Annotated in this window: 12 protein-coding genes and 1 pseudogene; 8 read left to right on the top strand and 5 right to left on the bottom strand. The window is 67.9% G+C overall.

Translation table 11 applies throughout. The features are described 5' to 3' along the window. Positions 1–20: 20 nt before the first annotated feature. The 4 genes from ACFWGZ_RS34430 to ACFWGZ_RS34415 all read right to left on the bottom strand — a co-directional run bounded on the left by ACFWGZ_RS34430 (position 21) and on the right by ACFWGZ_RS34415 (position 4,308). Positions 21–1,070: a 2-oxoacid:ferredoxin oxidoreductase subunit beta gene (locus ACFWGZ_RS34430; RefSeq protein ID WP_382455764.1), complete on the bottom strand. Its 1,050-nt coding sequence runs from the start codon at positions 1,068–1,070 to the stop codon at positions 21–23. Next, positions 1,067–2,905, bottom strand: a complete 1,839-nt coding sequence (locus tag ACFWGZ_RS34425) for a 2-oxoacid:acceptor oxidoreductase subunit alpha (RefSeq protein WP_382455763.1) — start codon at positions 2,903–2,905, stop codon at positions 1,067–1,069. The genes ACFWGZ_RS34430 and ACFWGZ_RS34425 overlap by 4 nt, the downstream gene beginning before the upstream one ends. Before the next feature lie 211 nt (positions 2,906–3,116). Beyond that, positions 3,117–3,857, bottom strand: a complete 741-nt coding sequence (locus ACFWGZ_RS34420) for an enoyl-CoA hydratase (protein WP_382455762.1) — start codon at positions 3,855–3,857, stop codon at positions 3,117–3,119. 10 nt (positions 3,858–3,867) lie between these two features. Further along, on the bottom strand, positions 3,868–4,308 hold the full coding sequence (locus ACFWGZ_RS34415) for an Lrp/AsnC family transcriptional regulator (protein WP_089948968.1): 441 nt from the start codon (positions 4,306–4,308) through the stop codon (positions 3,868–3,870). Between the two features lie 147 nt (positions 4,309–4,455). Here ACFWGZ_RS34415 and ddaH point away from each other — a divergent pair, with 147 nt between their 5' ends. After that, positions 4,456–5,268, top strand: coding sequence for a dimethylargininase (ddaH, locus tag ACFWGZ_RS34410; RefSeq protein ID WP_382455765.1), 813 nt, complete (start codon positions 4,456–4,458; stop codon positions 5,266–5,268). A gap of 127 nt (positions 5,269–5,395) precedes the next feature. Here ddaH and ACFWGZ_RS34405 read toward each other — a convergent pair whose 3' ends face one another. Next, positions 5,396–5,596 (bottom strand): hypothetical protein, encoded by a 201-nt coding sequence (locus tag ACFWGZ_RS34405; protein WP_382455761.1) that lies wholly within the window; start codon positions 5,594–5,596, stop codon positions 5,396–5,398. A 228-nt stretch (positions 5,597–5,824) separates the two neighbouring features. Here ACFWGZ_RS34405 and ACFWGZ_RS34400 point away from each other — a divergent pair, with 228 nt between their 5' ends. The 7 genes and pseudogenes from ACFWGZ_RS34400 (at position 5,825) to ACFWGZ_RS34370 (ending at position 10,751) form a co-directional block, all read left to right on the top strand. Then, the gene (locus ACFWGZ_RS34400) at positions 5,825–6,739 is read left to right on the top strand and encodes a hypothetical protein (RefSeq protein ID WP_382455760.1); all 915 of its coding nucleotides are present in this window, start codon (positions 5,825–5,827) and stop codon (positions 6,737–6,739) included. Between the two features lies 1 nt (position 6,740). Next, a complete protein-coding gene (locus tag ACFWGZ_RS34395; RefSeq protein ID WP_382455759.1) occupies positions 6,741–7,049 on the top strand; it encodes a WXG100 family type VII secretion target in 309 nt (102 codons plus the stop codon). Beyond that, the gene (locus tag ACFWGZ_RS34390) at positions 7,046–7,762 is read left to right on the top strand and encodes a hypothetical protein (protein WP_382455758.1); all 717 of its coding nucleotides are present in this window, start codon (positions 7,046–7,048) and stop codon (positions 7,760–7,762) included. Before ACFWGZ_RS34395 ends, ACFWGZ_RS34390 begins: the two co-directional genes overlap by 4 nt. A 70-nt stretch (positions 7,763–7,832) precedes the next feature. Further along, positions 7,833–8,210, top strand: a complete 378-nt coding sequence (locus ACFWGZ_RS34385) for a hypothetical protein (RefSeq protein ID WP_382455757.1) — start codon at positions 7,833–7,835, stop codon at positions 8,208–8,210. A gap of 165 nt (positions 8,211–8,375) precedes the next feature. Next, positions 8,376–9,284: an HNH endonuclease gene (locus ACFWGZ_RS34380; RefSeq protein WP_382455756.1), complete on the top strand. Its 909-nt coding sequence runs from the start codon at positions 8,376–8,378 to the stop codon at positions 9,282–9,284. Positions 9,285–10,118: 834 nt separating this feature from the next. Then, positions 10,119–10,469: pseudogene (locus ACFWGZ_RS34375) on the top strand (transglycosylase SLT domain-containing protein); the annotation flags it as partial. Positions 10,470–10,601: 132 nt separating this feature from the next. Further along, on the top strand, positions 10,602–10,751 hold the full coding sequence (locus tag ACFWGZ_RS34370; RefSeq protein ID WP_382455755.1) for a hypothetical protein: 150 nt from the start codon (positions 10,602–10,604) through the stop codon (positions 10,749–10,751). Positions 10,752–10,791 lie beyond the last annotated feature (40 nt).

Here is a 10,791-nt window from a genome sequence, read left to right as displayed (position 1 = left end):
GCCTTTCCCGCATCCGGGGTCTAGCCGACCACGGTCCAGGTGTCCTTGCCGTGCAACAGCTTGCGGAGGTCCGCGGACTTCGAGGCCTTGGCCTCGGTGACCTGGGCCCGCGCGCTGTCGTCGTACGTCGGCCGGTCCGCGCGCCGGAACACACCGGTGACGGTGTGCGTGAGGTCCTGCGTCGACAGCCGTGAGAGCGCGAACGACAGGTTCAGGTCCGACGCGTCGTGCACCACGACGTCGCTCGGGTCGACGTCCGCCGACTTCGCGACCGAGAGGCCGAAGCCCTCGCGCACCACGCAGTACTCGCCCTCGCGGCCGAACCGGATCGGCTCGCCGTCGACGACGTTGATGATCCGCCGCTGTGCCTCGTCCGCGTCCTTCAGCACGTCGAACGCGCCGTCGTTGAAGATCGGGCAGTTCTGGTAGATCTCCACGAGCGCCGACCCGCGGTGCTCGGCCGCCTGGCGCAGCACGGAGGTGAGCCCGGCCTTGTCCGAGTCGAGCGCCCTGCCCACGAAGGAGGCCTCCGCGCCCAGTGCCAGCGACACCGGGTTGAACGGGTGGTCGAGCGAGCCGGCGGGCGTCGACTTGGTGACCTTGCCCGGCTCCGAGGTCGGCGAGTACTGACCCTTGGTGAGGCCGTAGATCCTGTTGTTGAACAGCAGGATCTTGAGGTTCACGTTGCGCCGCAGCGTGTGGATCAGGTGGTTGCCGCCGATCGACAGCGCGTCGCCGTCACCGGTCACCACCCACACGCTCAGGTCCGGCCGCGACACGGCGAGACCCGTGGCGATGGCCGGTGCACGCCCGTGGATGGAGTGCATGCCGTAGGTGTTCATGTAGTACGGGAAGCGGGACGAGCACCCGATGCCCGACACGAACACGATGTTCTCGCGCTTGAGACCCAGCGACGGCAGGAACGACTGCATGGTGTTGAGCACGATGTAGTCGCCGCAGCCGGGGCACCAGCGGACCTCCTGGTCCGACTTGTAGTCCCTGGCCGTCTGCTTCTCGTCGGTGGTCGGAACTCCGGTCAGGCCGGGGATCCCGAGGTCGATGGCAGTCACGCCGACACCCCCTTGATCACGTCAGCGAGCACGTCCTGCAGCTCCTCCGCCTTGAAGGGAAGGCCCTGCACCTTGGTGTACGACACCGCGTCCACCAGGTACTTCGCCCTCAGCAGCAACGCCAGCTGACCCAGGTTCATTTCCGGCACGATCACCTTCTCGTACCGGCCGAGCACCTCGCCCAGGTTCTTGGGGAACGGGTTGAGGTGCCGCAGGTGCGCGTGCGCGACCGGCAGGCCGAGCTTGCGGACCCGGCGCGCCGCGGCGCCGATCGGGCCGTACGACGAGCCCCAGCCGACGACGAGGACCTTGGCGTTGCCGTCCGGGTCCTCGACCTCGACGTCGGGCACCTCGATGCCGTCGATCTTGGCCTGGCGCAGGCGAACCATCTTGTCGTGGTTCTCCGGGTCGTACGAGATGTTGCCGGTGACGTCCTGCTTCTCCAGACCGCCGATGCGGTGCTGCAGCCCGGGCGTGCCCGGCACGGCCCACGGACGCGCGAGCGTCTCGGGGTCGCGCGAGTACGGCTGGAACGTCTCCGGGTCCGTCGCGAACTCGACGGACAGGTCCGGCAGCGAGTCGACGTCCGGGATCATCCACGGCTCGGAGCCGTTCGCGATCGCGCCGTCGGACAGGAACAGCACCGGCGTGCGGTACACGAGCGCGATCCGGCACGCGTCGAGCACGGCGTCGAAGCAGTCGGACGGCGACTGCGGCGCCACGATCGGCACCGGCGACTCGCCGTTGCGGCCGTACATGGCCTGCAGCAGGTCGGCCTGCTCGGTCTTCGTCGGCAGACCGGTGGACGGGCCGCCGCGCTGCACGTCGATCACCAGCAGCGGCAGCTCGGTCATCACCGCGAGGCCGATGGTCTCGGACTTCAGCGCGATGCCGGGCCCCGACGTCGACGTGACACCGAGCGCGCCGCCGTAGGACGCGCCGAGGGCGATGCCGATGCCCGCGATCTCGTCCTCGGCCTGCACCGTGGTGATGTCGAAGTTCTTGTGCTTGCTCAGCTCGTGCAGGATGTCCGACGCCGGCGTGATCGGGTACGTGCCGAGCACGACGGGCAGGCCGGAGCGCTGCGCCGCCGCGACGATGCCGTACGCCGTGGCCGTGTTGCCGGTGATCTGGCGGTACGTGCCGACGTTCAGCTTCGCCGGCGCCACCTCGTAGGTGACGGCGAAGGCCTCGGTCGTCTCGCCGTAGTTCCAGCCGGCGCGGAACGCCAGCACGTTGGCCTCGGCGATGTCGGGCTTCTTCGCGAACTTCTCGCGCAGGAACCGTTCCGTGCCCTCGGTGGGCCGGTGGTACATCCACGACAGCAGGCCGAGCGCGAACATGTTCTTCGCGCGCTCCGCGTCCTTCTTGCCGAGTCCGGTCTCCTCGAGCGCGCCGATGGTCAAGGTCGCCATGGCGATCTTGTGCACCTGGAACTTCTCGAGCGAGTCGTCTTCCAGCGGGTTCGAGTCGTAGCCGACCTTCGTCAGGTTCCGCTTCGAGAACTCGTCGGTGTTGACGATGAGGATGCCGCCGTCGGGCAGTTCGCCCACGTTCGCCTTGAGCGCGGCGGGGTTCATCGCCACGAGCACGTCCGGCCGGTCGCCCGGCGTCAGGATGTCGTAGTCGGCGAAGTGCAGCTGGAAAGACGAAACGCCGGGCAGGGTGCCCTGTGGCGCGCGGATCTCGGCGGGGAAGTTGGGCTGCGTGGCGAGGTCGTTGCCGAACGCCGCCGCTTCCGACGTGAACCGGTCTCCGGTGAGCTGCATGCCGTCACCGGAGTCGCCGGCGAAGCGGATCACGACGCGATCCAGCTTGCGGGTCTCAGTGCTCATTCCTACGCCGATACCTCTCTCCAAGGGTGGCTGTGCCCCACCGCGAGGGTAGTCGCCAGGACCGCCTGCGAGACGGGCCGTGTACCACCAGGCGAGACGAACTGTCCCATCTGCCGCAACGGGTCCCCAACTCGACGGTGAGCACGGCACTACCAGCGGATACCCGAGTGCGGCCGACGTCACCCTCGATACCTGTTACCCAAGGTAACACTTACCGTCCGCTGATCCGAGCCTTCATCGCGGCAAGCCTCGCAGCGAACTCTGGAGTGTCGATCGAAGCGACCTGTGGCCGCAGTTCCGCCTCGACGGCCTGCGCGTGGTCGTCCATCACACCGGTGGCGCGCATGGTCGCCTTGATCGTGCGCACGAGTGCACCGGGCGCCTCGGCGCAGTGCCCGGCCAGCTCCAGGGCCGCCGCCAGCGGGTCCTCGGCCTTCGCGTAGGCGAGCCCGTGCGCCACGGCCTGGTCGGCGTCGAGGATCTGACCGAGCAGCGTCATGGCCATGGCCACCTGCGGCCCGGCGATCCGCTGCAGCATCCACGTCATGCCACCGCCGGGGTGGATCCCGAGCTGCAGGAACCGCGCGTCGAACCGGGCCCTGGGCCCCGCGACCCGCACGTCGGCCGCCAGCGCGAGGTTGAGCCCGGCCCCGACCGCGGCCCCGTTGACGGCGGCGATCGTGGGGATGGTGGCGTTCGCCACCGCCAGGAAGCCCAGGTAGATCTTCTTGAGGCCCTCGTCCTTGGAGTTGCCGAGCTGCGTGAGGTCCGCGCCCGCGCAGAACGCGGGCGGCGCACCGGTGACGACGAGGGCGTTGGCGCGCAGCTCCGCCTCCGCGACCTTGTCGGCCAGCTCGTGCGACAGGTCGATCGTCAACGCGTTGCGCCGCTCCGGATCGTTGATCGTGATGACGGCGACGGCGTCGCGGAACTCCAGCAGGACTTCGGCCATGCGCCGAACCCTAGGGTGCCGGCGGCCGGTCCAGCAGCCGGGACAGCACGACCGTCGACACGGTCCGGTCGATGATCTCGACGGCCCGCAGCCGTTCCAGCGCGGTCTCGAGGTGGTGGATGTCCGCGGCCCGCAGGTGCACGATCGCGTCCGCCGCCCCCGACACCGTGTAGGCGGCGCTGACCTCGGCCATCGGCTCCAGCCGGTGCTGGATGTCGTGCGGCGCCACGTTCCCCTTGCAGTGCACCTCGACGAACGCCTCCGTGCCCCACCCCAGCGCCTCGGGGTCGACCACCGCCGTGAACCCGCGCAGCACGCCGTTGTCCAGCAGCTTGTCCACCCGCCGCTTCACCGCGGGAGCGCTGAGCCCGACCTCCTTGCCGATCTCCGCGTAGCTGGACCGGGCGTTGGCCATGAGGCACGAAATGATTCGCTGGTCGATGCTGTCCACACGCAACATTCTGCCCCAGATCACGCAATGTCGCGGCGTTGTTCGATGGTCAGCCGGGGATTTACATTTCGATCCATGACGGTATCCATCTCCGGGCCAGGCGAGCCGATCACCCTGGACATCGCCACGCCCCTCGCGCCGACGCGCATGCCGACCACCCGTCGGTACCTCATGTGCCCGCCGACGTACTTCACGGTGGAGTACGCCATCAACCCGTGGATGGATCCGACCCGCCCCACCAGCACCTCCCTGGCCGTGGAGCAGTGGACGGCCCTGAAGGAGACCTACGAGCGCCTGGGCCACGAGGTCCAGGTCATCGACCCGGTCCCCGGCCTGCCCGACATGGTCTTCTCGGCCAACAGCGGCACGGTGATCGACGGCCGGGTCCTGGGCTCCCGCTTCCGCGCCCCGCAACGCGCCGCCGAGGCCGACCACTTCCGCCGCTGGTTCCTGAGCTCCGGCTACAACTCCGTCGTCATGCCCACCGCCGTGAACGAGGCCGAGGGCGACTTCACCTGGACCGGCTCCCTGCTGCTGGCCGGCACGGGCTTCCGCACGGACCCTCTCGCACACGCGGAGGCCCAGGAGGTCTTGGGCGTCCCCGTGGTGTCGCTGCAACTCGTCGACCCGCGCTTCTACCACCTGGACGTGGCGCTGTTCATGCTCGACGACCAGTCCCCGTCTCCTCTGGTCGCTTACTACCCGGAGGCTTTCTCGCCCGGTTCGCAGGCCGTGCTGCGCCGCCTGTTCCCGGACGCGGTGATCGCCAACGCGGACGATGCCGTGTGTCTTGGGTTGAACGCTGTGTCCGACGGGTTGCACGTCGTCATGCCCGTGGAGGCGACTCATCTGGCTGAGCAGGTGGCTCGGCGCGGGTTCGAGCCCGTGTTCGTGGACATCTCGGAGTTGCGTGCTTCGGGCGGCGGTCCGAAGTGCTGCACGATGGAACTGCGCGGCTAGACCTCGCCAATACAGCCATCTCCGGCCGCCGCCAACGACGTCGGCATCGGAAAATGTGAACGCCCCTGGCGACTGTCCATCGCCAGGGGCGTTGTGCGTGTCGGCGCTGGGCCGAGCCCGCCGCGGGTCAAGCGATTTGCTGCTGCTGGTGCTGGTGGATCTCGACCGGCCCTATGTGGACGGAGCTGAGGCGGAGCAGGTACCACGTGATCGCCAGAACGGCTGTGATGACGGCCAGGGCGACCAGCAGCCTCAGCAGGGCGTGCCACGTGTTCGTCAGTCGGTGGACCAGTGCCGGCCACGTCGCTGGGTCTTGTGGTGTCTTCACCGGCATCTCCTCGGCGGTTGTTCCTCCGGTTCCTGTTAATCGATTTAAGCGGCCCTTTTCTGGAGTCGTCCACCGAAAAATCTGCAAGTGAACAGCAATTTTGAAAATTGCTGTTCTTGTGCGGCATGAGTTCAGCAAATTTTCGCGTGGTCGGCAAGTCTGCGGCAAGTCTGCGGTGCCCTGTCATCGTTCTGTCTGCTTTTTTCGGGGACTGGTGGAGTGGAATAGGTGTCGAGGGGTGTTGCTCGCGGAGATCGGCTAATATTCGAGGTCTACATCGACCTTTGTGTGTTCGCCGAGGAGTTCCTGATGCCTCTTCCCGACGAATCATCCCTGCACAAAGGGCTGGGCGTGCGCAGGCCGGACATCGCCGACATCCGCGAGACGCCGCTCGCGGGCCTGCTCCACATCGGACGCGACGACGAGCGTCTCGTCGTGCTGGCCAAGCTTTTGTGGCAGGTGGGGGCGGCGATCGAGAGAGCGACGCACGACCCGGCCAAGCGGAAGGTGCTTACGTACGCCTACAACCTCCCGCGGGATCCGCGGCTCAACGGTCTCGACCTCGGTGGCCGGCTGAGGTTCCTGGAGGAACTTTCGCCTGGAGTTCGGGGGTTCCGCGAGAACACGGCCAACAAGCTGCCTTCCATTTACTCGAAGCGGATCTGCGGTCACTGGCGATCGGGAACGGCTCGGCCCGCACCTGCGGACGAGGTGGAACGCATCGCGGCTGAAGAGCAGAAGTACGTGACGAGCGGTGACGGGGATGTCCTGCCATTGCTGCCGTCGCCTTCTCTCAAGGAGGAGTTCCGCATCTTGAACGGCGCGCTGCCGGAGAAGACGGAGAGGAAGTTGCTGGAGTCGTCGGTGTTCTTCGAGGTCAGCGACAGCGGACATGTCGTCACCCTGAGAAAGGACGAATGTGAGCGGTTGCCGGTGTTCACGACGATCGAGCAGTTCGAGGGGTACGCGGGTGCGAACCGGGGGTTCGTCGAGGCGACCGGACGCGAGGTCGTCGAACGGCTGGCCGAGCACGCCGGGATCGGTCTGGCGGTCGACCCGACGGCGAGTGACCAGTCGTACTTCAACTTGAGCCCGTTCGACATCGCGCGCATCTGCCGCCGGTTGCAGACCGAGGAGGCCTGACGTGAACGAGTTCTCCGTGGACCTCGACGAGATCGAGGTGGTGGCCCGCAAGTTCGTCCGCGTGGCCGAGGATGTCCGCGGCCACGTCGCATGGAAGTTCGACATCGACACCGAACGCTGGCCGGGCAGCGACCCGGTGCGCGCTGCGGTCGTCGTGTACCAGACGAGCCTGCGCGCGGCGATGGAACGGCTGTGCGACCGAGCCGAGCACATCGCGGCGTCGTTGCGCGCCTCGGCCGACGGCTACCGCGCCGCGGACGAGGACCTCGTCCTGCGACTGAGAGAGCTGGGGGCGGGTGAGGCGCTTTGACCCACGACGAAGGAGACGACGACTCGTCCTCTCTGCCGGGCGAGCCGGACGTGCCCGGTGACGCCGCCGAGCAGGAGGCCTTGGAGCACCCACCCGGCCACCCGGGCTGGCTCCGGATCCTGTCGGAGACGAACTCCGCCCAGCGCACCCCGCTGGAGGACGGCGCCGACAGGGTTCGCGGCATCGACCCCACCCACTGGTCTGGTGCCGCGCGGGACGGCTACACGGCCCGCCGGGACGAGCTGGCCGAGCAGTGGCAGGCCGTGCTCGGCGTCCACGGCGGCGTCACCGACCAGGTCGACGGGTACAACCGGTTCTTGCACCAGCTCCCGCACCTATGGGAGGACTACCGGAACAACCCGGACGAGCTCCGCCGGCTGAACGCGCTGCACGACGCGACAGCGGAGCGGCTGGCCCGCGCTCTGGAGGCGGAGGCCGCCCGGCTCGACGGCCTTGCGGGGGAGCCGGCACCGCGCGAGGAACTGCGCCCAGAGAGCCCGGACCGGGCTCCGGAGGCGGTCCGGAACCACGACCCGGACTCGCAGCAGTCCGACGTCACGACCACCAACTCCGGCGATGCGCCTCGGCACGAGCCGAGGCCCGACCCGATCATGGTGGTGCGCGAGCGCCTTCGTGAGCACGAACTCGTCAACGAACTGCTGCAGGCCGGCCGCCGGGTGGAGCGGTTCCTCTGGAGGCGTCCGACCGGCTAGCGCGAGAGGAGCCCGACCGGCGGACGCGTTCGGCCTGTCGCACCCGCCAACCAGGTCTAGCCTCGGCCGCGTGCCCGACATCCTCGTGATCGGCTTCGACCCGCACAGCATCCCCGGCTTCGACCCGGCGCCCGTCGCGGCCGCCATCGAGCAGGGCAGCAGGGCCTTCGCCGAGCTTGGCCTCGCCGAGGACCTCGTCCTCATCGACTTCGCCGAGCTCGACGGCCGCGCTCAGGCCAAGCTCGTCGAACGGCTGCGGGCGAAGAGGTACGACTGCGTGGTCGTGGGCGGCGGGATCAGGAAGGGGCCGGGGCTCCTGGAGCTCTTCCAGGTCGTGGTCAACCTCGTGCACTGGCACCAGCCGGACGCCGCGCTGGCGTTCAACGACAGCCCCGGCGACAGCCCGGACTGGGTGCTCAAGGCGCTGGAGCAACGACGTCGGCCGTAACTCCGCAGCACCGATGGGCGATGGTGAACAACGCTGGAGGTCGGTGAATGGAGGCGGTGGCGGATGCAGGCATGGTCGTTCCTCGTTGCAGAAGGCGAGCGGAGGTTCGCTGGCAATGAGGGGTATGACGACGTCGTCGACTCGTACTACCGCTATGACACCGGCGTGCCGAACCACCTCAGCGTGGCGACGGGTGATCTTGTGGTGCTGCGCACCAACAGGGGATCGCTCGGGGTGGCCAAGATCGAGGACATCCAGGTCGAGGAGAAGTTCCTCAAGAAGCGGTTGCGCTGTCCGCACTGCGGCCGAATGCGCTTCAACGAGCGGAAGAACGCCACCCCGAAGTACATGTGCCGGCGTGAGGACTGCATGCAGCCGTTCGACGCGGCGGACGAGCGGTGGGAAGAAGTCACCCGGTTCACTGCGGTCTACCAGGGAACCTGGCAGCGCCTGAGCCTCGCGTTGACGGCTCAACAGCTCGACGACCTCGCGCTCACCAAGTCGAAGCAGAACGCCATCAGAAAGCTCGACATCGAGGGTCTCGAGGCACTCCTCACCGACGTGGGGATGCCCCTTCCGCCCGACCCGGTCGACAGGTCGGCACCAGCTCCGTCCAAGCCCATCGTCGGTGGTCGCACCAGGCGATCCGGGCTGGTGCGGATCGGCCAACCCGAGTTCCGCAAGGCCCTGCTGGAGCGGTACGGCCCGGCCTGCCTCATCACGGGACCCGCGCCGGAGGAAGCGCTCGAGGCCGCCCACCTGAGGGCGTTCGCCGAGCACGGGCGGCACGTGCCGGAAGAGGGCGCGATGCTGCGGGCCGACATCCACATGCTGTTCGACAAGGGATTGATCGCCGTCGATCCCGAGCGACTCGTCGTAGCCCTCGATCCCCGACTGCGCGCCTACGACAACTACGCGGCTCTCGCCGGGAAGCCGGTGGAGGTGCTGAAGGGTGCGATGCCGTGCCTGGAGGCGCTCAAAGACCACTTCGCGGAGGCCACCTCGCGCTGGCTCGAGGTCGACGTCTTCTGGCGGCCGTCTCGGCCCATCGATGTGAGCGCTCTCTTCCGATGATGCTCAACTTCGTGTGAACCGCGGAGGCACTCTCTCCGTACACCTCATCAGACCCCGAACAAACGCTGTCCGGCGATCAAGCCCCCGCAGGTCAGCGACGCATCACCCTGACCCCCACCACCAAGCGTGACGGATTCACTCTTCAGAGCAGATCACTGACTGTCTGTTAGTGAGCCGTCGCCAGGCTTCCCGAAAACGTGACGAGAGTCACCCGGCGGGCCCTCAAGCTTGCCCGGACTCGTGACGCGAGGTTACGTTCTCGCCCGCCGATAACGGTTTGGTCACCGGCAGGACAAGGAACCGCAGCTCGTAGGGTCCAACGTCCCGCCCGGAATCCCCCGCCGGGAGAGTCCGGTGGCCAAGCTCCCCGACGCAGGAGGCTCCCCCTTGGCCCGGCACAGCAAGGCCGCCGGTCGCACCGTGTACACGGTCGTGCCCAACGCAGAACTGAAGATCGGCGCGCACCGCGCGGAGGACGACAAGGTCCCGCTCGCGCACCGCGTGTCCGCCATCGTCGTCGCCGCGGGTGTGGCCGCCGGTACCGCCGCCATCGCGAACGCCGCCACCAGCGGTGGCGCCACCGAGCTGGCCGCGGGCGCCGCGGAGCTGGGTGTTCTCCCGGACACGCAGCAGCCGCAGGCGATCCAGACGGTGCACGACGTCAACCCGGGCAACCAGGTCGGCAGGCTCCTGCAGTTCCAGCAGATGTACGCGCAGCAGACGTTCGAGCAGGCCACGAAGCTCGCCGCGAACGCCCACGCCGAGCGCGAGGCCGCCGCCAAGGCCGAGGCCGAGCGTCAGATCGAGATGCGCAAGCCCGCGAAGCAGCGCGAGGTCGAGGGCTGGATCAAGGAAGCCATCAAGGTGCTGCAGGCCAACGGCACGGCCATCGACAACAGCAGCATGGACGAGATCTACACGATCATCATCAAGGAGTCGAACGGCAACCCCAACGCCGTCAACAACTGGGACTCCAACGCCATGCGCGGCACGCCGTCCAAGGGCCTCATGCAGTGCATCGACCCGACGTTCCGCGCCTACAAGCTGCCGGGGTACGACAACATCCTGGCGCCGGTCGACAACATCATCGCGGGCGTCCGCTACACCTACGCGCGCTACGGCGGCTTCCAGAACCACCCCGGGCTCGTGAACATGAACCTGGGCGGCGGCTACCTGGGGTACTGACGCACGACGTGCGCGGAACGTGTCCACAAGCGATGCTGTCAACCAGGTTCACCCACAAGCATGGCGGCCCTAGCGGGCACACGCCCGGTAGTGCTCCCATCGAAGCGATTTCCCGAATGCAGGGAGTGGCCGATGAACGAGCAACAGGCACGCGACGACGAGCTGGCGAAGGTCCGCTCGGAGGCGACGAGTTGGCTGGCCAAGATGGCCAAAGCCCAGCGACGTCCCGAGGTCGAAGCCCGCAGGCCTGAACACGACGCCATGACACCCGCGCAGAAGTAGGAAGCACCACCGCACCGCGCAGAGGCGCCCCGGCTACGGC

The organism is Lentzea sp. NPDC060358, from assembly GCF_042725365.1.
Classification (GTDB): Bacteria; Actinomycetota; Actinomycetes; order Mycobacteriales; family Pseudonocardiaceae; genus Lentzea.
This window is presented reverse-complemented; position numbering and strand designations above follow the sequence as displayed.